Raw genomic sequence first — 24,425 nt, 5'->3', positions numbered from 1 at the left:
TCCTCCGAAGGACGGTCCATGCCGTCCGATGCCGTCGGAACGTGCCACAGGCCGGCCCGCCCGTCAAGACGGAGCTTTTTGGTGGATAAAAGGACTTCGATCCGTCTATAATCCTGGCCCTCATTTCCATGGAAGGAGACGTCATGGAACCTGTCTACCTGGACCACAGCGCCACCACCCCCGTCGATGCGGAAGTGCTGGCGGCGATGATGCGATTCTTTGCCAACCATTTCGGAAACCCGTCAAGCATCCACCGGTTCGGACGGGAGGCGCGGGAGGCCGTGGAGGACGCCCGGGGAAGGGTGGCCCGGCTGCTGGGCTCCGAACCCGGCGAGATCGTGTTTACCGGAGGGGGTACGGAGGCGGACAACCTCGCCATCATGGGAGCGGCATGGGCGAGGACGGACGGAAAAAATGAGATCGTCACCTCCGCCGTCGAGCACCCCGCCGTCCTGAACGCCTGCCGCTTTCTCGAGAGCCGGGGTTTCCGTGTGACATACGTTCCCGCGGACGGGCAGGGCCTCGTCGACCCGGACGAAGTGGGAAAGGCCATCACGGACCGGACCTTCCTCGTCTCCGTCATGCACGGCAACAACGAGACCGGTACGCTGGCGCCCATCGCCACAATCGGCGCCATGGCCCGGGAGCGGGGCATTCTCATGCACACCGACGCCGTCCAGACGGTCGGGAAGATCCCCTTCGACGTGGAGGATCTGGCCGTGGACCTTCTCTCCGTTGCCGGCCACAAGATCCACGCGCCCAAGGGAGTCGGTGCCCTCTACGTCCGTGACGGAACGCCCCTCCATGCCGTCCAGTTCGGCGGCCACCAGGAGGGGGAGCGCCGGGCGGGGACGGAGAACGTCCCGGGGATCGTGGGGCTCGGAAAGGCCTGCGAAATCGCCCTCCGCGACATGGCCGTCCACCTGGAGAGCCTGGGCACCCTGCGGGACCGGCTGGAACAGGCGGTCCTGAACTCCGTGGAGGACGTCCGCGTCAACACCCACCCGGTGCATCGGCTTCCGCACATCCTCAACGTCTCCTTCCGGGGGATCAAGGGGGATGAACTCGTCCGGGAGCTGGACGGCCGGGGAATCGCCGTCTCCGCGGGGGCTGCCTGCGGCGCCGGAACCGTGAAGATCTCCCATGTCATCGAAGCCCTCGGCATTCCGAGGGAGTGGGCGACCGGGACGGTCCGGTTCAGCCTGGGGAAGGGCAACACCGCCGAAGAGATCGACCGCGCTGCGGCGGCCGTTGTCGAAAGCGTCGACAAGCTCCGCCGGATCGCCGAGCTGGAGGCGAGCCTCGGCGGCCGGGGCTGCCGGTAGAACCGGGCAGCCATCGGGGCGGCGGCGTGCGAGGGGCTTCCCGTCCGGACCATGGCCGTCCCTGCATGCAGAGAGCGCCGGGCCGCAGCGGGCGGAAAGGGAAAAACTGGGAGCATAGACGCCGAGGAAGCCGCCATGTGGAAACGCCTCCAGACCCTTTTCCGCCGGGACCTTCACCGGCCGCGCCAGGGCGGGCTGGAGATCCTGAAGTACATCGGACCGGGCCTCCTGGTCACGGTGGGGTTCATCGATCCGGGCAACTGGGCATCCAATATCGCCGCCGGGGCGACGTACGGCTACACCCTCCTGTGGATGGTGACCCTCTCCACGGGGATGCTCATCCTCCTCCAGCACAATGCCGCTCACCTGGGGATCGCCACGGGCCTGTGCCTCTCGGAGGCGGCGACCCTCCACCTGAAGCCGGCCTGGTCCCGGGGCATCCTGGCCACGGCGGTTGCGGCGGCGGTATCCACGGCTCTGGCGGAGATTCTCGGCGGGGCCATTGCCCTGAACATGCTTTTCGGCCTCCCGATGCGGGCCGGCGCGGTTCTGACCTGCCTGGTCGTGGCCGTGCTCCTCTTCACGAACACCTACCGGCGCCTGGAGCGGATCATCATCGGATTCGTCTCCCTCATCGGGATTTCCTTCGTGTATGAGCTGACCCTCGTCCCGATCGAATGGGGAAAGGCCGCCGTGGGCTGGATCCGGCCGGAGATCCCCGACGGGTCCATGCTTATCGTCATGAGCGTCCTCGGGGCCGTCGTCATGCCCCACAATCTCTTCCTGCACTCCGAGGTGATCCAGAGCCGCCAGTGGAACCTGGAGGACGAGGCCGTCATCCGCCGCCAGCTCGACTACGAGTACTACGACACCCTCTTTTCAATGATCGTGGGATGGGCCATCAACAGCGCCATGATCCTCCTGGCGGCGGCCACGTTCTTCGGCCAGCGGACCCCCGTGGAGGAGCTGCAGCAGGCCAGATCGATGCTGGAGCCCCTGCTCGGCTCCGGAGCAGCGGTCGTTTTCGCCCTGGCCCTCCTCTTCGCCGGCGTAGCCTCGACCATCACCGCCGGCATGGCCGGCGGATCCATCGTGGCGGGGATCTCCGGGGAGCCCTACGACATCGGCGACAACCACTCCCGCCTGGGGGTCGGAATCACCCTCCTGGCGGCGCTCGTGCTCATCTTCTTCATCGGCGATGCCTTCCGGGGGCTGATCGTCTCGCAGGCGGTGCTCAGTGTCCAGCTTCCCTTCACGATTTTCCTCCTGATCCGCCTGACCGCCTCCCGGAAGGTCATGGGGACCCATGCGAACTCCTGGAAGACGACGCTGGGGTTGACGGCTGTCGGGCTCCTTGTGACGTATCTGAATGTGCGCCTTCTGATGTCCCTGTTTTCCTGATGGAAAAAATCCGTTCCGACGGGACTTTCCCCTGTGGAAAGGTTATGCTATAGGGGCGCCCGGAGAATCAAACCATGAATGCCCTGGTGCCGGTCAAAAAGAAGCCGAGCGAAAAGAAAATCAACCGCTGCCTGTCCTGCGGAACGACGGAAAACATGGGGCGGAAGCGGTACTGCTCCGCCGACTGCCGGCTGCGCCTGCGCCTGAAGCTGGACATGAGGACCGGCCTCATCCAGGCCCTGAACACCCGCTACGCGACGTTTTATTTTTCCGACCACCTCATCATCATGGACCTTCTGCCCTTCGGCTCCAACGAAGTCTTCAGCTTTTTCCACCCCCGGACGCCGGGGCAGAATCCCGCCGACGCCTTCAGCCGCATGGCGAACCTGCTGGGAGATGTCTGGTGGGCCGAGAAGCGACGGACAAACAAGCGCTACATGGCATCACGGATGGTTCTCGAACAGGCCATCCGCAACGACTGGACGGGGACGTTCCGGCCGGAGGAGATCCGGATCCCCGCCGTCCGCGGCATCTCCCTGATCCACCTGAGGCTGGACCGCTCCAGCCTCGAATCCGCCGACGTCCTGGACGTGATCAAGAGCGCCTATCGCAGGCAGGCCAAGACCCACCATCCCGACATGGGCGGGGACGCCGAGACCTTCCGCCGGATCCATGCGGCCTACGAGGAGTTGCTTACCTGGACGGAGAACCCGACCTTCCTGAAGAAACGGGGATTCCCGGACAAGTGGTTCTACGACGGCTACCGGAACAAGTGGCTCCAGCCTTCCCGGCTCCAGCGCACACGGGTGCTCTGAGGCGCAAATCATCCCCCTTTTCATTCATGATGTTGATCGATTTCCAGCAGCCGGGTGCGGAAGGCGGCCCGGGTCTGCTTCGATGAAGATTGCGATCTCCCGGGAGTGCGGCGGAGGATTGCAGGTCCGTCAGGAGCGGCGCCGGATCATCAGGACGGGAATCCACACGGCCAGCCAGGCCGCAAGGATCAACCCGGCAAAGCCGTAGGCAGCCATGTTGACCGGTTCGAAAGGGGACCACTGAAAGGCCAGGTACTCGCCGAAACCGCAGGCCCGGGCGCCTTCCTGTCCGCGGCAGACGCCATCATACCCGACGACGATCTTGAACAGGAAAGCGGCCATGACGAACAGCGGCGGACCGGCGACGAACCATGGCAAGTGGCGGGAAAATAAACGGTCGAAGTATGTCATGGCGATTCTCCTGCAATCGTGAATGTTCGATAAGAGATCCGGATCAATGCCGGGAGCGGTTCCGTCGATCCCGGAGAAGGCAATGGAACCCTCATACTGGAATCGGGCGGGCGGATCAAATATTTCGTGGATGGGACCGGATTCCGTCCGGTCGGGGGGAAGGATGTGCGGCCGGAGAAAAGTGAGGGAAGCAGCCGAGGCCGCTTCCCTCGTGTCTCGATTTGCGGGGTGGAGTTCTGGCGTTCTGCTCCCCATCCCCGCCCGCTTCAGGCCCCCGCGGCTTTCAGCCGGGTGATCATGTCCTTCATGAAGGCCTCTCTCGCTTTCAGTGCCCGTCGGAACTCCCGGTCGTCGGTGTTTACAACCTCGATCCGGAGGGACGGGTAGTAGCGTTCCAGAACTTCAAGAAGAAGTTTCGCCTCTTCCGGCGTCAATTCCACATTCGTCATGGCGCATTCCTCCTTTCCGGAGCGACGGGGTCTGCGACCGCCTTACCCGGACAGCCTCCCTTTTGTCTCCCCGATGGGATAAACGGGGAACGTCTCGAACTGGAGCAGATCGATCCATGCCGCCCGGGCGGCGATGAGCCCCTTGGCGTCCGTGTCGACCACATAGATCGTCCGCAGGCCCTGGAGATCATAAAACTCGTAGATGACCTTGACATCCGGAGGCCATTCCCAGGTGGCCCTCCTTGTCCGGACTTCCCGTTCATCCTGGGGATCCCAGGTACAGATCATCATGAAAAGCATGGTCTCACCCCCTTGGTTTCATGGAATGGATTCGGATGGAAAGGCGGATGCCTCCCTGCTGTTCACGCGTTGCGGGGTATGCCCGGGAAGGCGCACTCCCCCGGTTTCCCCCGGGGATGGATCCTCTCCCCCGGGGTCCGGCGAGGGCAGTTTCCGGTACCATCGGTTCATGGAAGGACTCCCGCGTTGACCCCGGCCGGTGGAATCGGGAGGACTTCCCCGGGCGGGTTCCAAACCGAAAGAGGAGAATCTTGCGTTTGCAGGGTGTCAGGAGGGACGAAAAACGGTTGCCGATAAAAGGGAAAAGACGGGAAACACCTTAACAGCATTCATCTTTAAAGGTAATGTAGCAAACGTACGATAGATAGTCAATGAATGCCTTGAACGGAATGCCGATCCATCTTTTTTCTCGCGGGCAGGTGGTTTCTTCTTTTTTTTCTTTACCGGGTAGTCCGATTCGTTGTTGTATAGGATATAGGAAGAGGAGAAAACGGAGTTCAACGGCGGGTTTACCCAAATCGTAAAGAAAGGTGCTGAAAGGTACATATATGGAAAAGTCATACCATCCCGAGGCCTTCACAGGCCAGACCGGTGCATTCAAGGATGCCTGGGAATATTGGACGGATGCATGGCAGCGGTCGGTCCTTTTCCTGGACGCGATGCGAAAGCGCGGCAACGCCTATGTCGACCACCTCAAGGAGGGGCAGCCGCCGGTTCTCACCTTCCGGTACGAGATGATCCTGGACGGCCGCTACTTCAAGAGGCCGGTGAATTATGCCCTGGTGCGCATCGTCGACCGGCGGGCGGAGGAACTGCAGCGAAAGCGAAGGGATGAGCGGCGGTCCGGAACGTATGTCAAAACCCTCCCCAAGCGGCCCATCATCATCATCGACCCCCGGGCCGGTCATGGGCCTGGAATCGGCGGATCCAAGAGGGATTCGGAGATCGGCATGGCCCTCACCAACGGCCACCCGGTGTACTTCATCCTGTTCTTCACGGAGCCGATGCCCGGACAGACGCTGGTCGATGTGGAGGACGCGGAGGTCAAATTCGTCGAGGAGGTGCTGGCGCGCCATCCGAACCTCGACAAGCCGGCCATCATGGGCAACTGCCAGGCGGGATGGGCGGCGGCGCTCCTGTGCGCCGACCGGCCGGACCTGGTGGGGCCTCTCGTTCTCAACGGCGCGCCCCTGTCCTACTGGGCCGGCGTCGAGGGGGCCAATCCCATGCGCTACCGGGGAGGTCTCGGCGGCGGGGTCTGGATGAATACCTTCCTCAGCGACCTGGGGAACGGCAAGTTTGACGGGGCCAACCTTGTGTCCAACTTCGAGTCCCTCAATCCGGCGAACACATACTGGAGCAAGCAGTACAACCTCTACTCCCAGATCGACACGGAGGAGGAGCGGTACCTCAAGTTCGAGCGCTGGTGGGGCGGCTTCTTCATGATGAACAGCGAGGAGATCCACTTCATCGTCAACAACCTCTTTGTGGGAAACAAACTGGAGCGAGGCGACCTGGAACTCCGGGAGGGGCAGAAGCTGAGCCTGAAACACATTCGCAGTCCCATCCTGGTCTTTGCCTCCCGGGGGGACAACATCACCCCGCCCCAGCAGGCACTGGGCTGGATCACGCGGGTGTATGAATCGGCGGACGACATCCGGCGGCACGGCCAGGTGATCGTCTACATCGTCCATTCCGACATTGGCCACCTGGGCATCTTCGTCTCCGGTGCCGTCGCCCAGAAGGAGCATAAGGAGATCATCGGGAACTTCGACATGATCGAATACCTCGCCCCGGGGCTGTACGAGATGGTCATCGACGAGGCCAGCGGCCCCATGGGCAATACGGACTTCAAGCCCCGGTTCGAGGAGCGGACGTTCGAGGATATTTACGCCCTGGGAACGGAAGGCGCCCAGGAGGAGGAAGACTTTCAGGTCGTCAAGGCCGTTTCCGAGTGGAATGACACCCTGTACCGGATGTGGGTCCGGCCGTGGCTCCAGATGACCGTCAACGACCTGTCCGCGGAAATCTTCAAGCAGATGCATCCGCTGCGGCTTCAGAGGTACGTCTTTTCGGACCTGAACCCGGCCGTCCGGCCCGTGAAGGCCCTTGCCGACATGGCCCGAAAGACGCGGCGCCCCGTTTCCGCCGAAAACCCGCTGGTGGACCTCGAAAAACAGATGAACAAGGTCATCGTGGATACCCTCAACCTCTACCGGGACACCCGGGACCGTCACCAGGAGACGCTCTTCCGCTCGATCTTCGGTCGGGAGATCCTCCACCGGGCGTTTGTTGAGGGGCGGAAAGAGATCTGTGATTCCGGAGGGGACCTTCCGGCGTCCTGCGTGCCCGAGGAGATCGAGAAGGCCTTCGAGAGCGGGGGCCAGGCCGAGGGGCTGATCCGGGTGATGATGGCCGTCACGATGGCCGACCGGATCTTCGATCGGTCCGAGTACGCCGCCGCTGAGAGGGTTGCCCTGTCCCATCCGATCTTCAGCGAAATCCGGCCGGCCGTATTCAAGGACATCGTGAAGCAGCAGGCCATGGTGATTCAAGCCGATGAAAAGAGGGCCCTCAAGGCCTTGGGAAAACTGATCCGGAAGCAGGAGGATCGACGGGAAGCCCTGGCGCTGGGCCGGCAGATCGCCGACGCGGACGGTCATTTTTCAGAAACGGAGAAGGTGGTCCTGGAAAAAATCCGGAAGGGACTGGGCATTTCCGAAAAAGAGGCATGACGCCGAAACAGCCGGCATCGCATCCCCCGGGATCGTCCGGGGTGGGACTCCCGAATGCAGCAGCGGCCGGGTTCCCGCCGGGATGGCCGATCGGATGGGGGTACACCGGCCTTGCCCGGTTTCCGCATGATCTCACGAGGCGCCTCCATCGATTCGCCGGGGGGCGGTCCGGGGAGCGATGATCGTCGATTACGCCTTTCTCTTCGAGAACCTGGGGAACCTCTCCCAGGTGTCCACAACCGCGCTCGCGGTGTCCATCACCGTGGTGGCCATCATCGTCGAGCTGGCCGCCACGCGCTACTCCCCCAAGATCAGCGACCTGTTCCTGAGAAACGGCGTGAACATCGCCGTCATGAGCTTCTTCATTTTCATCATCGTCTTCAACGTCTGGATCATGGTACCGAAACTGGTCCCGGCCTCAACGGCCATCAAGGCCGTTGTCTGGATCTACCTGGTCCTGCTCACCGTCAGCTTCGTCATCATCATTCCCTATCTGTTCTTCGTCTTCGATTTCCTGCGACCCGAAAGCATCATCCGCTCCCTGGAGAAATCCGCCCTCGGTCACCTTCGGGCCGCCCGGCGGAATCCGCTGCACCTGGCCGAGGCCCGGCGAAAGTTTCTGGGCACGGTGGAGCAGATCGGCGACATCGGCGTCAAGTCCATCGCCAGCATGGACCGCTCCCTGGGACTGTCCTGCATCAGTGCACTCCAGAGGATCCTGACCCACTACCTGAGCGTCAAGCGGGAGTACCCGCCCTACTGGCACGTCATCGAATCGGGAAGCTTTTATGGATTCTGCCACGATTCCATCGCCCGGATCGAGGCCACGAAGACCTGGACGGAGATGGCCGTCCTGAAACAGTATGAGTTCATCCTGACCACCGCGGTGGGATCCATCCGGGAAATGGTCCAGGAGGTCTCCAACGCCATGGGGGAGATCGCCGCATCCGCTGCGGTGGAGAACCTGGAGGAATCCGTCGAGCTGATCGTGGCCTATTTCAACACCTTTCTCCGCATCGGCCACAACGCCAGGGACCAGTACGGGATCTTCAACATTCTGAACCAGTACCGCCTGTTCGCCGAGCGCCTGATGGAGCGGGACGTGAAGCGCACCCTGGAGATCGCCGCCTACTTCCGCTATTACGGCCTTCTCGCGGTGACGGCGGGCCTTCCGTTCATCATGGTCACGGCCTCCAGCGATCTCCGGGTGCTCAATGAGAAGGCCTACGAGAGGGGATTTGCCGGCCGGCGTGAGCTTCTCGACATCTTCCTCACCCTGGACAAGGAGCCCGAAACGGCCGTTGACGAGATCGCGTTCCTGGGCGTCCGGAAGAGCCAGGCCATCCTGGCTGGTTTCTACCTGGGGCAAGGGGAAGAGGAACAGGCGAGGCATATCTGGCGGGACATGCTGAACGAGCCGCCGGAAAGGCTGGCGGCCATCCGGGACGAGATCCTCGCCCTGGAGAGGGAGCGCTACTGGGAAGTTACGGATCGCTGGGTCAATTTCGACTACGTTCCGCCGGACCAGAAGGACAAGATCCGTGAGTTTTTCAACTGGTTCGAGGATTCCGGATCCGTGACGACATGAGACCGGGACGTCGCCGGGCATGACGGGCGGGTTGATGGTTGCGCTTCGGCGGGCAAAGCCATACGGCTCCCGGGAATCGGGAATCGCCGGAGAGGACCCTTAGATCAGTTGATACCCGTTTTCCCGGAAAACCCGCAGGCAGGCATCGACAGCATAAGGATCGAAGCGGGACCCCCGGTACCGCGAGATCTCTTCCAGGGCCCGCTCGACGCCCAACGCCGGCCGGTAGGGGCGGTGGGAGGCGATGGCGTCGACCACGTCCGCCACGGCGATGATACGCGCCTCCAGCATGATGCCGTCTCCGGTCAATCCCCGGGGATACCCTGAGCCGTCCAGGCGCTCGTGGTGCTGGAGGATGATCTCGGCGATGGGCCAGGGGAAGTCGATTTCCTTCAGGATACAGTGGCCCGCCTCCGAATGGGTCTGGATCAGGCGCAGTTCGAGCTCGGACAGACCGGCGGGCTTGCTGAGGATTTCCGCCGGGACCGAGATCTTGCCGATGTCATGGACGACGCCGGCCATATGAATGCCGTCGATCCTGTCCGGATCAAGTCCCATTTCCCCCGCAATGGCGCGGGACAGGTTCGCCACCTTTCTCTGGTGTCCCGCCGTATAGGGATCCCTCGATTCAACCACCAGGGTCATCGCCTGGATGACCGCCTCCATTGCCTTTTTCAGCTTCTTCAGGCTGGCGTCCAGGGCCTCGCTTGCTTTCTGGAGTTCCGTTGTCCGGTCGTGGACGAGCTCCTCCAGCATCTCCTTTTTTTCCTTACCCATCCTCTCCAGGAAAATATTGTGGGCGCTGCGGTCGATGGCCGAGTAGAGGTGCTCCTTGGCGATGGGTTTCATCACGTACTGGGTGATGTTGAGGTCGATGGCGTCCAGGAGGAATCTCGTATCATCGTGTGCCGATGTGACAATGATTTCCGTGCGGGGAGACAGGGAGCGGATTTCCCTGGCCATCTCCAGGCCGCTCATGACAGGCATGCGAATGTCCGTAACAACGATATCGGGATGCCGCTCCTTGAAGAAGTGCAGGCCCTCCCTTCCATTTTTTGCGAGGTTGATTTCGGTGACCTTGTTCTTGAGGAGTTCGCCTACCGCTTCCAGGGTGTATTCCTCGTCTTCCACGTAAAGGAGGGAGATGTCGTTCAACGCTTTCTTCTCAGGATTCATAAGGCACCTCGATTCTGAATTCCGCCCCGTCAGGGGTGTTGTGGGCGGAGAGTTTCCCCGCCATGCTTTGTTCGATGATCGTCTTTGACATGTACAGGCCGATGCCGGTTCCTTTGCCTTCTTCCTTGGTCGAAAAATAGGGATCGAAGACCCGGTCCAGGTCTTCCTCGGCGATGCCGCCGCCGTTGTCACCGATGACGACCACGGCCTTCCCGTTCTCTGTAAAAGCGGAGACGGTGACCTCCGGATGTTCGATTTCCCGCTCAATCAGCACGTCCAGGGCATTCTGCAGGATGTTCAGGATGACCTGGGCGTATTCGTTCGGGAATCCGTACAGGGATGGATCATCCTGGACCTTTAGATTCAGGATGACTCCCCGGTTTTTTAAACTGCCTTCAAGGAAGGATATCGCGCTCGCGATGACCTCCTGCAGGCGGAAGGACTGCTTCTCCTTGCGGGGCCGGAAAAAGTTGCGAAAATCGTCGATCGTCCGGGACATGAACTGGATCAGGTCCATCGCCTTTTTGGTCTGAAAATCCAGGTAACGCGACGTGAGGGTCCCGTGGCTCATGGCCTCCGGCAGGAGCTGAATCAGCGCTCCCACGGCGTTGAGGGGCTGCCGCCACTGGTGGGCGATGTTTCCGATCATTTGTCCCATGGCGGCCTGCCTGGACTGGGTGATGAGGAGGGCATCCTTCTCCCGGTTTTTCTGCAACTCCTCCTGGACGCGCTCTTCGAGGGTCCGGTTGAGCTCCTCCAGCTCCTTCTGCTGAAGCTTCAGTTTCCGGTCGGCCTCTTTTTTCTCTTCCAGATTGCGGAGGAAGGTGTTGAACCAGAGGACGAGGTCGCCGATCTCATCACGGGACATTTCTTCCAGCCGGACACCAGGCCGGATCGTTCCGTCCTGAATTTTCCGGAACAGATCGGTCATCTTTTTCACGGGACGGACGATGTTTCGGTACAGCAGCAGGGAGAAGGCAAGGCACAGAACGAGGCAGGCCGCCGCGATGGCCAGGGTATTGTGGCGGATTCCGGCCAGCGCCGATGCGATTTCCCTTTGCGGCGTCAGGCTCAGGAGGAGCCAGCCGCTCTTTCCGGAGCGGCCGTACATGGCGGAGTAATCCTGGTCGCCGATGCGGTTGCGGAACGGGATCATCGGCTTCTGGATCAGGAGGTTCGCCGTGAAGTCCGGGTTCACAGTGGTCCCGATGAAGGACCGGTCGGGGTGGAACACGATCCGGGACTGACTGTCAATCACCATGTAGGTCTGGGAGCGCGGCGTATCCTGCATGAAGGTGTCATGGAAGTAACGGGCGTCGTAATTTACAATCAGGAGCCCCAGCGGTTCTTCAACGAGGCTCTGCATGTTCATGGTCTTCAGGATCCGGACCGCCGTGATGACGCGGGGATGGGCCGAATGGGCGTTCACGTTTTCCTCGATGCCCGCCCAGTATACCGGCCGGCTGGAGGCGCGGGCGGCTTCGAAGAGGGACTCCTTCCGATCCAGTTTCGTGTTTTCGACGTTCAGCGTGTCGCCGACGTGATAGTGCGTTCCGGACATGGAGAAGATATCAATGGAGACAAGGCCCCGGAGATTCAGGTAGCCGCTCAGGATGTAGCCGATTTTTGCCTGCGTGGAGAGCTTCTTGAACGGCGATTTTTCCTCCCGGTCCTCCTTCAGGACGGCCGTGATGTCGTCGTGGCCGGCCACGTTGGCCATCAGGCTCTCCACCTCGTCCATGACCAGCTCCAGGAAATTCATTTTTGCGCTCAACGTCATCCGGGTGAGATCATGAATGGACTCATTCATGGCATGAAGAGAAACGTTGTAGGAGATGATCCCGAACAGGATGAGCGGAATGATGCCGGTCAGGGTCAGGTAGGCGAAAACCTTGAGCAGAATGCAGGATGGAATGCAGCGCTTCATGCCGGATGTCCTTTTCAGATGTCGGGGACGACGGGGATTCAGATGTCTTTCCCCGTGATCAGCCGCACATCGACCAGTGTCTCCGCGGGAACGTCCTTTTTCCGGAGGAGGTCCACGGCGGCCCTGACCCCTTCGTAGCCCTGCACCGCCGCCTGCTGGTCGATCGTTACCCGCAGTTTTCCGGCCCGGAGAGCGTCCTGTACCTCGGACAGGTTGTCGAAGCCCGCGACAAGGACGTCTCTCCGCTTCTTTTCGTCCAGGTATTCGATCACCCCGAGGGCCATCATGTCATTGGAGCAGAAGACCACACCGATCCGGGGATGACTCCGGAAAATCTGCCCCGCCACTTTATAGGCCTCGTCAATCTTCCAGTTGGCTGTTTCGATGGCGACGACGGAGAGATTCGGATTTTCGCGGAATGCCCTCAAGGCGCCCTTCTTCCGCTGTACGGCGTTGTCCGCTTCCCGGATCCCTTCGAGAATCGCCGCCTCTGTCGGCCTTGTTATCTGATCACTCACATGCTTCGCCGAGATGTAGGCTCCTCGCTGGTTGTCCACGCTGATGAATGGAATGTTGTTCAGGCCGGCCTTGCGGGCATGCTCCCGGTCGAGGCGGTTGTCGATGTTGACGATAACGACACCTTTTCCCCAGGCCTTGCGGAGGGCGGGGATCAACCTGGTGGAATCGGCGGGGGCGATGACGATCGCTTCGATTTTCTGCTCCGTCAGCTCCTCGATGATGGCAATCTGCTGATCGACGGAAGTCTCCTTGGCACCGGTCTTGACGATCAGCTCGATATCCAGATCCTGCTCCGCCCGCCGGGCGCCCTTTTCCATCTCGATAAAGAAGGGATTCGTCAGGGTCTTCATCACCAGTGCGACCCGTGTCCGATGAGCGGACGGGGAAGGCTGTCCCTGCGGATCCTGAGCCTGCCTGCCGGCCATGTACAGGCGGTCCTGATGAGGGCCGGCGGATCGATCGTCATTGCACGCTTCAAAAGCGGCCAGGATGACCAGTATGGTCAGCAGGCACGTAGCGACGGTGATGGCGATTTTCTTCATGATTGTATTTCTCCTGCTTGATGGATCCGGGAATCGGGCTCCCGGGGATCGTTCCCGTCCCGGAGCCCCCGCCTCCAGTTCGGGGTTTCTCTGCCTGTCAACTCATAGAGCGGCCGTCGCGGTGTGATGGATCCGGCAATGTTCATTTGTGCCGGTGATCATTGAAACGTTGACGGCCGGTATTTCAGGAAAAGCCTTGTAACTTCGAGGATTGGATAGGATGGAACAGAGGGATAGACAATGCCGGTTGTGCTTATACGTAATGCATAAGCATGTTAGGTGTATTGAGTCGATGCTGTGAAATGATTGGAATTATGCAGCGTAAAAGCGGGCAGATCGAAGTCCGTCCCTTGTGCACGATTTCTGAATCCGCAGATCAGGCGGATTGAAATGAATGGATTGGGAAATGCAATCCCGCCCGGCTGCCCGGATCGCAGGGGGTTCCGGGTCTGCCTTGTGTTGCCGTGCCGGGCAAGGTCCATTGTCCGGTCAGGCCGGGGACGCACGGAGAGTCGGCGGGAAAAGGGATTTGCGCCCGGTCCATCGACAACCCTGCGTGCCCCTGCGTCCTGACCGGACGTATTTTTGATCAGCGCTTCTTGTGGTACGTCACGTTCCCTTTTTCGTCCCACTTGGTCTCTTCGACCGACCGCCCCTTCACGTAGACCTGCTCCCACTTCTTCCTGCCGTTTTCGTGGAACTGGGTGGAGAGCCCGTCCATCTGGCCGTTCTTGAAGTGATCCACCGACCAGACGGTCCCTTTCTCCGTCCAGCGGGTGATGACCCCGTCGACGTTTCCCGCCTTGAAGGGTGATTCACTGCTTTTCCGGCCGTTCTTGTGCCAGAAGGTCTCCGTCCCTTCCAGCTTGCCGTTCGAATAGGTGGCACGGGTGTAGATCTGCCCCGTGTCGTAGTAGCGCTCCAGCGTCCCGACCTGCTTGTCCTTCAGCCAGCTGGAGACATCCTTGAGCTTCCCGTTGTCGTAGTAGGACCAGTAGGTCCGGGCGGTGGTGTCGTGGTTTTCCACGTAGGTGGGATTGCCCTGCTCGTTCCAGCCTTTCCAGGTCCCGACCTTCTTCCCGTCCTGGTTGTAGGAACCCTGGTCGAGCACCCGGCCGTTCTGCGACCAGAAGGTCCGGAGGCCCGTCGTGATCTCGTTGATTGCATTGGCAGGCTTGCGGAACGAGTACTCCAGGGATCGCTTCCCATCTTCATAATATTCCTTGATGGTCCCGCTCTGGGACTTGTCCGCGGCGTACGTGACGGTCTTCACCATCCGGGGAGTCATGTCGCCCGGGTGATAGGACGTCTCCGTCCAGGTCCCGCCCCGGTAGCCTTCTTTGTACGTCCCGTCGTAGGTGATCCTGTCCTTCTGGTTGAAGGCCCGGTAGGTGCCCTGCTGGATCTTGCGGCCGTTCTTCTCGTAGTAGGTGTATTCGATCTTGACCCGGGTTTTGCCGGAATCCCAGTATTCCCGGTGCCACAGGAGGGCCTCCCCGGTTTCGATCTTCGCGGTGGCCGACGCCTCGTCCACGAGTTTTCCGCTCTTCCCGTCGTACAGCCGCACGGTCACCCGGTAGGAGCCGGTCTTTTCGTAGGCGTGGCTTGCCCGCGGGACGGCGGCCGTGGATGCGGCCTTGCCGTCGCCGAAGGTCCAGTCGTATCGCTGGACCGCCGGCGGGTGGCTCGATTTCGCGGCAAAGGAAAGGGCGGTCCCCGGGCTGCCGACGGCGATCGACGGATCCAGGAAAATCCCCGCCACCGTGACGGATGCTTCCCCGACAAGTTTCGGATCCTTCTTCGATCGGGCCGTCACGGCAAACGTCCCTCCGCCTTCGGGGGGCGAGTAGAGTCCCGCCTCCGTGATCGTTCCCCCTGCCGCGCCCTGCCGGATGCCCCAGAGGACGTCCCGGGTTTCCTTCCCCATGAGATACGCCTTGAAGATCTGCCGGTCTTTCTTCGTCAGCGAAGCACGAGCGGGGGTGATCGTCAGGGCCGGCTTCGGCTCCAGCGCCTTCTCGACCCTGGCATACAGAAGGTCGGGCGCGGCCGATGCCGCGGCGGCTTCCAGTTTCAGGCTGCAGGGTTTCTCCGTCGTCTTGACCTTCCATTCCGCCGCCGCCGATCGGGTCCCGGCGGCCAGGGTTCCCAGGGATTTGATCGCCTCGCCCGAATCCAGTCTGCAGTCCTGCGGGGTGAGGCGGAGCTCGACCTGCTCCAGTGCCCATCCTCCCCGGTTCCGGACCGATCCCTTGACGAGGAGAAGGCCCCCCTCTTCTTTCGTTTCGAGTGCCGGCTCCAGGGCGGAGAAGGACGCCCGCCACAGGGTGTAGACGCTTCGGACGGCCTGATTGATGGCGGGCTCGGGAATGTTGAAGAAATACTCCAGCTGTGACCGGGTGAGGCCCGCCGCCCACGCGGCGAGCTTTGCCGTGCCCTCGGCCCGGGCATCCACAGCACGGTCAAGGGTTTTCGTCCCCGCCGGCCATCCCGGGGCGTGTCCGGAAAGGTTATACGTGCCCGGGTTGACGGTCGATTCCCAGGCTATGTGGCTGGAGGTCTCGGACATCAGGGTCTCCGAGTCCCCGTTGTAGTACCAGGGATCGAACCAGTCTTCGCTCGTCTTGAGAAAGCGGGTCAGCTCCGTGCGGAAGTTGTTGCTGAGGGATTTTACGGGGGAGAGGTAGCTGAGGGTTACCCGTCCCTTGACATCGTCGCCCAGGGTAACGGGGGAGTCCCCGCCCCTGCTCCTGTCCGCCTCGGCCAGGATCTGCTCCGCCGTGGCGCGCGAGACGCCGTTGACGTGGTATGGGCAGTGCATGTCCGCCAGGAAGTGGGCGCCCCAGGCCGCCGACTTCGGGAGGGCCTCCCGTTTCCCCGTGAGCATGCCCTCCGCCAGGTAACGGAAGTAGCGCTTCACGGCGGCGGGTCCGCCTCCCTCGCCCCGGGCGGGATTGTAGTAGTGCATGGAAAACGGGGAGTTCCCCTTGCTGTCGGGGCCGGGGCCGGCGATCTTGCTCACGTCCAGGCCGGTCGTGCCCGCTCCGGTGAATTCCACATTGACCCACGAGACGCCCTCGTAGGCGAGGATCTGTTCGAGGGTGGGAAATGTCTTCGGATCGAAGGCGGGATCCGCCGCCAGGAGCCGGTAGGCCTCCCGGAGGATGTGCTGGTGGGTCTGGGCCGGGGCGAGGACGCCCCAGGCGAAGGCGCTGCGGGCGGCGAGCAGGACGAAAAGGCCCGCCAGGACAAGCAGAAATCCCAGGGAATGCCGCTTCATGAGGTTTATGCTCCTTGCAGGGGATCGATTGCGGGCCGGATGGATCCATCCGCCCGGACAATCGGGGGGCTGGAAAGGCCGCGTCTTCGGGCATCTTATAACCCATGGCGGGACCGGAATCCAGCGTGGAGTTTCATGGAGCGACGGTTCCGGATGTCCGGACCGAACGGAAGGAAAGGGGGACCCGCATCCGACTTCCGGGCGGAAATGGTTACGCGTCCCCGTTTGATGTAGAGGTCTGTCTATGCCGTCAGGCGCTTCACGAACCGGGTCGTGTAGGTTCCTTCAATGAATTTTTCGCTTTCCAGGGCATTCAGGTGGAAGGGAATCGTCGTGCGGACGCCTTCGACGACGGTTTCCCGGAGGGCGCGCTTCATGCGCATGACCGCCTCGTCGCGGGTTCGTCCCCATGTCAGGAGCTTGAACAGCATCGGGTCATAGAGGATCGACACCTCCGATCCCTCTACGATCCCTTCGTCGATGCGGACCCCCATCCCGTGGGGGAGATGAAGGCGGGTCACACGTCCCGGACTGGGGAGGAAACGGTTTGCCGGGTCTTCCGCCGTGATCCGGCATTCGATGGCGTGCTGCCGGGAGCGGATTTCCTCCTGCGAGAAGGGCAGCGATTCGCCCGCGGCGATGCGGATCTGCTCCTTCACGATGTCGATGCCCGTCGCCAGTTCCGTGATGCCGTGCTCCACCTGGAGGCGGCAGTTGACCTCGTTGAAAAAGAATTCCCGTGTGTCCTGGCAATAGAGAAACTCGACGGTCATCAGGCTGTCGCTTTGGAGGGCCATGGCGATCTCCACGGCGGCGACGCCCATCTTGGTTCGAAGGAGGCAGGGAAGGGCCGGGCAGGGCGTTTCCTCGATGAGCTTCTGGAATCTCCGCTGGATCGAGCAGTCCCGGTGGCCGATGTTGACGACGTGTCCCATCCGGTCGGCCAGGACCTGGAACTCCAGGTGTTTCACTCCCGGGAGGAACTTTTCGATGTAGAAGGAAGAGATGCCGAAGGCCCGCGTTCCCCGCACACAGGCATGACGAATGCACTTGAGAAGCTCTTCCCGGTCCCTGGCGATCCGCATGCCGATTCCGCCGCCGCCGCCGGAAGGCTTGACGATGACGGGATAACCGATCCCCTCGGCGGTCTCGATGGCCTTGTCCAGGTCATCGCCATCGGTGCAGCGGATGGCCTCCTCGGAGCCCGGGACAACGGGGATTCCGATCATCTTCATCAGGCTTCGCGCCTTGTTCTTGGGCTTGGCGTTCCCCATGGAGGCGCAGGACGGTCCGATGAAGGACAGGCCGCTCTCCTCGCACAGGCCGACGAACTGCGGGTTTTCGGCCAGGAAGCCGTATCCCGGATGGATCGCGTTCGCTCGGGCTTCTTTTGCGATGGTGACGATCTCCTGCATCTGGAGGTACCCCTGGCCGGGGCCCCCCGATTCGATCCGGCGGACCTCGTCGGCCAGCCGGACGTGCAGTGATCCTGCGTCGTCGTCCGTATAGACGGCGACCGTCCGTATCCCCATTTCCCGGCAGGTTCTCAAGACCCGCACGGCGATCTCTCCTCTGTTGGCAACCAGGATCTTGTCGAACAAGGTCCGCTCCTTTCGAAACCGTGATCCGTTGTGAACCGGCCCGGGGAATGCAGGATGCATGCCCCTATGGCCATTGGCAGGTTAGACCATGCCAATATATTGCAATATCGGCGTTTCTCCATAAACGGACCGGACGATTGCTGATGTTTCGGATAGGAATCTGTGAAGAGTTGTACGCAGGAAAGGGGAAGACTTCTACGCACTCCAAAAAACAGATCGGTTTTTACGTCGCAAAAGAAATCCGATCCGACCTGTTTTTCAAGAGAGCGGGATTCTCCGGTAGATGCGCCGCTCCGTGTCCAGCAGGGCGCACTCCCCCTCGGCGACGGAGCCGGCGACGATGATGTAGCGCTCATCCGGCAGGAAGGGAAGATCCTCCTCCGGTGGGACGGGTTCCCGGATCACCTTGCCCTGCTTCAGGCGAAAGAGAACGGGACTGTGGGAATGGCCGCAGAAGAGGGCGGTGAAGGTTGTTCGGGCGAAGACCTCCGCCGCCCTGTCCACGCCGCCGTCATCGATGGGGTCGTAAACGGAGCGGACCGTTCCGTCCGGCATGGAGTGGGCGAACAGCAGGTCGTCCACGGCCACCCGCAGGGGAAGGTTTTTCAGGAAGTCCCTTGACGCGTTCTCCTCCGGGCTGCGGGACGGATTCTCGTCCAGCAGCCTCTCCACCGCCAGGTCGTTGTTTCCCTTGATGACCGTGATTCCGTGGCGCCGGGCCAGCGCAAGCATCCCCTCCGCCAGCTTTCCCTCCATGGATTCGCAGAGATCCCCCAGGTGGATCAGGCAGGTTGCGCCCCGCTCCAGGAGCGCCTTCACGGCCCGCTCCGTGGACTCCTCGTTGCCGTGGCTGTCTGCAAGGATTCCGATCCACATGGTCAGGCCATCCAGAATGCCATGGCGGCGGCTACGAAGGTGATCGTGAGGGAGATGACGAATGCCGTCCGGATGACCCGGCTCTCGATCCCCAGGGCGTCGATGGTGGCGGCGGCGTTCTGGAGCTTCGCCGGCGAGATGACGCTGGCCAGCCCGCCGCCGATGGCCGTGGCTGCCGTGACGATCAGGGCGTTCATGTCGAGCAGTTTGGATGTGAGGAGGTGGTATTTCGTGAACATGGCGATGGTGGATGCCTCGCTGCCGCTGATAAAGCCGCCGAAAAGGCCCAGGTAGCCGCTGATGAAGGGATAGAGCGTCCCGAAGGCCGCCGCCGATCCCTGGGCCAGGACCCAGATCATGTTGTTCGTGTGGTCGGTCACGAGCTTCCCGGCTCCGTTCACCCATTCGATGGAGGCACCCGTGTTGTTCATGACGAAGGCGATGGCAAAGAAGATCGCCGCCGACAGGGCGGGCCGGGGGCTTCGCTTCATCCATTTCAGCAGGGTTTCCCGCAGGGCCGGCACGGAGGGCCTGAGAAAAGGGAGCGCCAGGACCGTGCTGATGAGCACCCAGGTATAGGCATTCCAGAGCATCCGGGTCTTGATGGACTGGCCGGGGAGGATCGAGACGGCCATCTCGATCTTCCGGTAGAGGAGATCGAACGCGGGGGCGTAGAAATTGACGGCGAACGACGCCGCCACCAGGATGATCCAGGGGGACAGGGCCTTCCAGAGGGGCATGTCCCGCGCGATCCGCCGATCCTCGTCGGTCAGGAGGGCGCGGTCCATCACAGGCTCACCCCGGAGGACCAGGAAGAGCACCATGACGGCGATCGTGCAGGCCCCGGAGATGACTCCCGTCAGGACGACGCCGGCCGCTAAAAACGGCGTGTAGGCTACCGCGACGGCCACGCCGCCGTTGGTCAGCCCCGCCAGGACGCACGGGATGAATCCCTTCCGCATGAGTTTTCCCCTCCCGACAATCCAGAGCATCCCGAAGCCGATGAGCACGGAGATCACCGGCAGGAAGCGGGCGAAGACCTGGGCGGACTGGACCAGGGGTGTGCCGGTGAGGTCGGAGTACACCACCAGCGGCGCCCCCAGGAGGGCGAAGGTGCAGAGGCCGTCGTAGCCGATGGCCGGCAGGGCGACGGCGACGAATGTGGAGTAGCCCAGGGCGATCATGATCGGCGGCAGGATGGAAACCGGGGTTGCCCCCACGGCGACCAGAAGGGTGCCGGCCCCGACGTTGATCATCATGATCTGGACGGCCCGGTTTCCGGGAGCGAGGGTCTTCACGAAGACGGCGATGCGGCGGAGGGCCCCCGTCGCCTCCATGAAGGTGATCTGGAGGATCGACGTGACCACCATCAGGGACACGGGGAAGGAGGAGATGATGCCGGCAATCGTGGCGCGGATGCCCATCTCCGGAGACGTTCCGAAAAAGGCCACGGCGATGACGACGGTCAGGAGCCAGCCGATGACTCCGCTCGTGTCGGCGGCGAACCTCCGGCCGATCATGAGATAGATGATGAGCGCAATGGGCAGCAGTGTCAGGAGAACCAGACCGAGCATGGATCAATACCCTTTCCGGAGGCAGAAAGTCCGGGAATGGCCGTAAACGGCGGCGGCAGGGCTTCCACCAGGCGCATGAGCGTATAGACGAGGGGCCCGGCGGCGTCAAGGGAAAAGGCCTCCCCGGACGCTGCCCGGCAGGGATATGGAATTCAGTCTGTCCCCCCGGGCGACGGACTCCGATGGGAAATCGGCCGCTTTTCCCGGGGTCGAGTTCCGGATTCCGGGGGGCGGATTTCCTCATTCTTCCTCTGAAATTCGGAACAACCCGAATGGCGGAAAGCATCGGCATCGTTCAACCTGCAACCGGAGACAAGCGAAGAAAGGAGGTACCGGATCATGATGATGGAAACCGGGATCGTCGGCGTGAAGACCAGGGGCCGGGAAGAATTCAGCCCCCGGCAGAGCCTGCTGTGCATGAACGTCCGCAGGCCGGTGCGCGTTCCGGGGCTCCTGGAGCGTCTTCCGGTGGTTGCTCCCCTGAAATCCTGAACCGGGCCTGCCGGCGCGAACGCGACGCCGCTCTGCATCATCCTTTCGCATCCTTCCCGCCGCCGTTCGGCCCGACCCGGCCGAACCTCCGGATCCCTTTGCATTTTCAGTCAATCTGTAGTATTAAAAATCACGCTCTTTTCACGCGTCATTCCTGGCAACCAGGGAACGTGCACTTCGCACGGTGAAGGGGTCCGCGGATTTTTCGAGTCCGCGGAGGAGTTCTGCAAATGGTCGGGCCGCCATCTGATAACGAAGGATGGCGGCTTTCTTTTTTCTCATTCCCCGCGGAGCATCGTGAGAAGATTCACGAATACGCGGGAACCGGAAGCCGCGACCGTATAAACGAACATCTGAATCCGGTGGATTGTCCGCCGGTTGTCGAGGGGTGAACGTTGAACATGGCGCCGGAACCTTCCCTGAAAAATCTGCACACGATCAAGCGGCCCCGCTCGGAGCGGTGGCTCTGGATATTCGATTTCGACGGAACCCTTTCGCCCATCGTCCCCGACCGCAGTGCGGCCGTGATGGATCCGTCCTGCCGCCGGCTTCTCTCGGACCTGCTCCGGGCCCGGCAGCAGGTGGCCGTCCTGTCGAGCCGCAGCCTGGACGACCTGTATCCCCGGATTGGGATCCCCGGAGTCTATGCGGGGGGCGGCATGGGGGTGGAATGGATGCTCCCGACGGGGGAGCGGCGCAGTTACGCGGAAGCCTTTGCCGACGATGTCGATGGCAAACGGGCGGCGGTATTCGCCCGGATGGCAGCCATTGGGGACGCTCTCGGCGTGGATATGGAGGACAAATACTGGACGGTTTCCTTCCACGTCCGCAGCCTCGGAGAGGAGAGGAAGGAGGAGGTCAGGCGGGAGCTGGAGACCCTGGCCGGTCTTCACGGGCTGAAGATCCGCGCCGCACCGGAGGCGTTCGAGGTGCTTTTTTCTCCTACGCTGGACAAATCCTTCGGTGTCTCCGTTCTCTGCCGGATCGTGAGCCGGGACGCGGAAAAGGGCCGGATCGTTTACGCCGGCGACGACGAGAACGATGCCGTGGCGATGGACCTGGTGTCTCACCTTGGTGGGGTGACGATCTCGGTCGCCCGTTTTCCCACCAGCCGGGAGTCCATTCCGGTTCCCGATCCCCCCCGGCTGGCTTTGCTGTGCCGCCGCATTGCGGGCCTGGCGTAGCGACAGGAGGTTTCATGGAGCCTTTTCTCGTTAAGGACTGCATGCTCCTGATCCGGATGAGCGGTCTCAGCCCCGCCTTCAATCTTCGCGAACTAAGGGACCGGATCGCCTGCTGTTCCCCCGACGTGATCTACCACCATTTCTGCGAGACGCTCCTGGCGCCTACCTTCGACTACCCCGACTTCCGCAACGACTTCGCCGTCTGGGTGAAGCGCCAGCTCGAGGAAAACGTCCTGGCGGAGCGACTCGGCGTGATCGACCCGTACGGATACTCCTCCATGGAAAAGCTTCGGACGGACGTTCTGGACATCCTGGACGAGCGGATCAACGAAATGACCTTTCTCCCGTCGGTGTCTCCCGGTCATGAATTCCACTTCCGGGAGGCCGTCACGCTCGTCTTCGAAACGGGCGCCCGTATCCTCTATCCCGAGGACATGCCCGGTGCCATCGAGAAAATGACGAAGGGAAGCATCTATTTCCATTTCCTGGAGGCCCGACGGCGCACCCTGGGAAGGGTGGACGATTTCTCCCTTTGGCTGGAGGAGTTCGGGGAGCCGTGGGTACCGGCCATCATGGAGATGCGCTCCTTCGATTTCCTCTTCCAGTCCCTGAACGAACTCAAGAACGACCTGATCCGGGTCATGAATCCGTTCTGTATGGAGAAACGCCGATGATCCCGACTCTCGAGACATATGCTCCCGTTGTCGGGAACTCCGTGATCGATCAGCTCCGCCGGCTTGGCGACCGGCTGAAGGGAGTTCGTGTGGTTCACGTCAATTCCACGCGGGAGGGGGGAGGCGTCGCGGAAATCATGCACTGGATGGTTCCGCTGATGACGGAGCTGGGCTTGGACGCAAGCTGGGAAGTGATCGAGGGGACGAATGCATTCTTCGGGATCACGAAGGGCATCCACAACGGGCTGCAGGGATTTCCGGTGATCCTGAAGAAGCAGGACTGGGAGGCATATGAAGAGGTCAACCGCCGGAACCTGGAGCGCCTGCGGCCGCTCCTCGAGGAGGCGGACATCGTCGTCATTCACGATCCGCAGCCGGCGGCTCTTCTGGGCATGATGCCGAACCGGAGGGGTAAATGGATCTGGCGGGCCCACATCGACGTCAGCAGGCCTTTCCGCCCGGTCTGGCAAGCCCTCCGCGACTACCTGCCGGGCTATGACGCGAGCATCTTTTCTCTGGCGCAGTTCGCCCAGCCGCTGCCGCACCCGCAGTTCATCATTTCCCCCAGCATCGATCCCCTGAGCGAAAAGAACCGGGACCTTATGGAACTCGACCTGGACGCCGTCGCCCGTGAGCACCGTATCGACCGCTCCCGGCCCGTCATCGTGCAGGTTTCCCGATTCGACCGATTCAAGGATCCCCTCGGGGTCATCCAGGCCTATCAGCTCGTCCGGCAGGTGCTTCCGATCCAGCTCGTGCTGGCCGGGGGCACCGCGACGGACGACCCCGAGGGCCAGGAGATCCTGGAGGAAGTCCTGGCGGCGGCGGAAGGTGACCGCGACATCCATGTCCTCCTGCTTCCTCCCGACGCGCACCACACCGTAAACGCCCTGCAGCGCCTCGCCGACATCATCCTGCAGAAATCGACCAGGGAGGGCTTCGGACTCACGGTCACGGAGGGGCTCTGGAAGGGGAAGCCCGTGATCGGCGGCGACGTGGGAGGCATCAGACTGCAGGTGATCAGCCACTACACGGGATACCTTGTCAACAGCCCCGAGGGCGCGGCCCATCGGATCCGCTTCCTCCTCCATCACCGGGACAAGTACGAGGAAATGGGCCGGACGGCCCGGGAGTTCGTCCGGGAGAACTTTCTTCTGAACCGTCACCTGCGGGAGTACCTGACCCTGTTCCTGTACCTCCAGCGGGGTGGCGGTAACCGACTTGTCTGCTGAAGGGAGATCCCCGGCCGGACACCGGGGCCGGACACCGGGGGTTGACAGGCAAGGAGTATTCTGCTATATCTACGCGAAAGAATTCAGATTCGAATTGTTTTCGTTCCACATTCTGAGGGTCCCATTAACGTCAGCAAGGAGGTATGGTCAAGGCAGTATCGTCGTAAACACGTCCCAAGCCATGTGCGATAAAGGACGCCCCAAAGGCTTTGTTTGAATCCCTCGGTTTGATTATCTTCGCAGCAATCCATTGTCCATTCCTCAACACTGACAGAAACCGCGCATCCCGGGCAAACAGCGAGATCGTTCGCTGAAATTCTGCAG

19 protein-coding genes are annotated in these 24,425 nt (G+C 61.8%); 9 read left to right on the top strand and 10 right to left on the bottom strand.

The features are described 5' to 3' along the window. Positions 1–143 precede the first annotated feature (143 nt). From PLO63_12645 to PLO63_12635, 3 genes are all read left to right on the top strand, one after another. The gene (locus PLO63_12645) at positions 144–1,325 is read left to right on the top strand and encodes a cysteine desulfurase family protein (protein ID HOI74984.1); all 1,182 of its coding nucleotides are present in this window, start codon (positions 144–146) and stop codon (positions 1,323–1,325) included. A gap of 135 nt (positions 1,326–1,460) precedes the next feature. Continuing rightward, entirely contained in the window at positions 1,461–2,726 is a 1,266-nt protein-coding gene (locus PLO63_12640; protein ID HOI74983.1) for an Nramp family divalent metal transporter, read from the top strand. Positions 2,727–2,800: 74 nt separating this feature from the next. Further along, complete coding sequence (locus tag PLO63_12635) at positions 2,801–3,541, top strand: J domain-containing protein (GenBank protein HOI74982.1); 741 nt, start codon at positions 2,801–2,803, stop codon at positions 3,539–3,541. A gap of 129 nt (positions 3,542–3,670) precedes the next feature. On the opposite strand, the gene PLO63_12630 is transcribed toward PLO63_12635, so the two are convergent. From PLO63_12630 to PLO63_12620, 3 genes are all read right to left on the bottom strand, one after another. Next, positions 3,671–3,952 (bottom strand): hypothetical protein, encoded by a 282-nt coding sequence (locus PLO63_12630; GenBank protein ID HOI74981.1) that lies wholly within the window; start codon positions 3,950–3,952, stop codon positions 3,671–3,673. Positions 3,953–4,218: 266 nt separating this feature from the next. Next, positions 4,219–4,401, bottom strand: coding sequence for a hypothetical protein (locus PLO63_12625; protein HOI74980.1), 183 nt, complete (start codon positions 4,399–4,401; stop codon positions 4,219–4,221). Between the two features lie 42 nt (positions 4,402–4,443). After that, on the bottom strand, positions 4,444–4,701 hold the full coding sequence (locus PLO63_12620) for a hypothetical protein (protein HOI74979.1): 258 nt from the start codon (positions 4,699–4,701) through the stop codon (positions 4,444–4,446). A 548-nt stretch (positions 4,702–5,249) separates the two neighbouring features. Here PLO63_12620 and PLO63_12615 point away from each other — a divergent pair. Together PLO63_12615 and PLO63_12610 are read left to right on the top strand one after the other, a co-directional pair. Next, complete coding sequence (locus tag PLO63_12615) at positions 5,250–7,436, top strand: DUF3141 domain-containing protein (GenBank protein HOI74978.1); 2,187 nt, start codon at positions 5,250–5,252, stop codon at positions 7,434–7,436. Positions 7,437–7,614: 178 nt separating this feature from the next. After that, the gene (locus PLO63_12610; GenBank protein HOI74977.1) at positions 7,615–9,024 is read left to right on the top strand and encodes a DUF2254 family protein; all 1,410 of its coding nucleotides are present in this window, start codon (positions 7,615–7,617) and stop codon (positions 9,022–9,024) included. Between the two features lie 99 nt (positions 9,025–9,123). Here PLO63_12610 and PLO63_12605 read toward each other — a convergent pair whose 3' ends face one another. From PLO63_12605 to PLO63_12575, 7 genes are all read right to left on the bottom strand, one after another. Further along, on the bottom strand, positions 9,124–10,200 hold the full coding sequence (locus PLO63_12605) for a response regulator (protein ID HOI74976.1): 1,077 nt from the start codon (positions 10,198–10,200) through the stop codon (positions 9,124–9,126). Next, complete coding sequence (locus PLO63_12600) at positions 10,190–12,127, bottom strand: sensor histidine kinase (protein ID HOI74975.1); 1,938 nt, start codon at positions 12,125–12,127, stop codon at positions 10,190–10,192. The genes PLO63_12605 and PLO63_12600 overlap by 11 nt, the downstream gene beginning before the upstream one ends. Positions 12,128–12,165: 38 nt before the next feature. After that, positions 12,166–13,188, bottom strand: coding sequence for a sugar ABC transporter substrate-binding protein (locus PLO63_12595; GenBank protein HOI74974.1), 1,023 nt, complete (start codon positions 13,186–13,188; stop codon positions 12,166–12,168). Positions 13,189–13,777: 589 nt separating this feature from the next. Then, positions 13,778–16,468, bottom strand: a complete 2,691-nt coding sequence (locus PLO63_12590) for a PKD domain-containing protein (GenBank protein ID HOI74973.1) — start codon at positions 16,466–16,468, stop codon at positions 13,778–13,780. A 242-nt stretch (positions 16,469–16,710) separates the two neighbouring features. Then, positions 16,711–18,069 carry a biotin carboxylase N-terminal domain-containing protein gene (locus PLO63_12585; GenBank protein ID HOI74972.1) on the bottom strand — a complete coding sequence of 453 codons (1,359 nt, stop codon included), beginning with the start codon at positions 18,067–18,069 and terminating at the stop codon, positions 16,711–16,713. Positions 18,070–18,327: 258 nt separating this feature from the next. Then, on the bottom strand, positions 18,328–18,945 hold the full coding sequence (locus tag PLO63_12580; GenBank protein ID HOI74971.1) for a metallophosphoesterase family protein: 618 nt from the start codon (positions 18,943–18,945) through the stop codon (positions 18,328–18,330). Positions 18,946–18,947: 2 nt separating this feature from the next. After that, positions 18,948–20,519 (bottom strand): L-lactate permease, encoded by a 1,572-nt coding sequence (locus PLO63_12575; protein ID HOI74970.1) that lies wholly within the window; start codon positions 20,517–20,519, stop codon positions 18,948–18,950. A 339-nt stretch (positions 20,520–20,858) separates the two neighbouring features. On the opposite strand from PLO63_12575, the gene PLO63_12570 reads away from it, so the two are divergent. From PLO63_12570 to PLO63_12555, 4 genes are all read left to right on the top strand, one after another. Next, positions 20,859–21,011 (top strand): hypothetical protein, encoded by a 153-nt coding sequence (locus tag PLO63_12570; protein HOI74969.1) that lies wholly within the window; start codon positions 20,859–20,861, stop codon positions 21,009–21,011. A gap of 401 nt (positions 21,012–21,412) precedes the next feature. Beyond that, entirely contained in the window at positions 21,413–22,195 is a 783-nt protein-coding gene (otsB, locus tag PLO63_12565) for a trehalose-phosphatase (protein HOI74968.1), read from the top strand. 14 nt (positions 22,196–22,209) lie between these two features. After that, entirely contained in the window at positions 22,210–22,869 is a 660-nt protein-coding gene (locus PLO63_12560; GenBank protein ID HOI74967.1) for a DUF5752 family protein, read from the top strand. Continuing rightward, the gene (locus tag PLO63_12555; GenBank protein HOI74966.1) at positions 22,866–24,101 is read left to right on the top strand and encodes a glycosyltransferase; all 1,236 of its coding nucleotides are present in this window, start codon (positions 22,866–22,868) and stop codon (positions 24,099–24,101) included. The genes PLO63_12560 and PLO63_12555 overlap by 4 nt, the downstream gene beginning before the upstream one ends. Positions 24,102–24,425: the final 324 nt, after the last annotated feature.

This window comes from Syntrophales bacterium (genome assembly GCA_035363115.1).
In the GTDB taxonomy this organism is placed as follows: Bacteria; Desulfobacterota; Syntrophia; order Syntrophales; family PHBD01; genus PHBD01.
The sequence above is the reverse complement of the archived record's forward strand: the minus strand, read 5'-3'. Positions and strand labels throughout refer to the sequence as shown.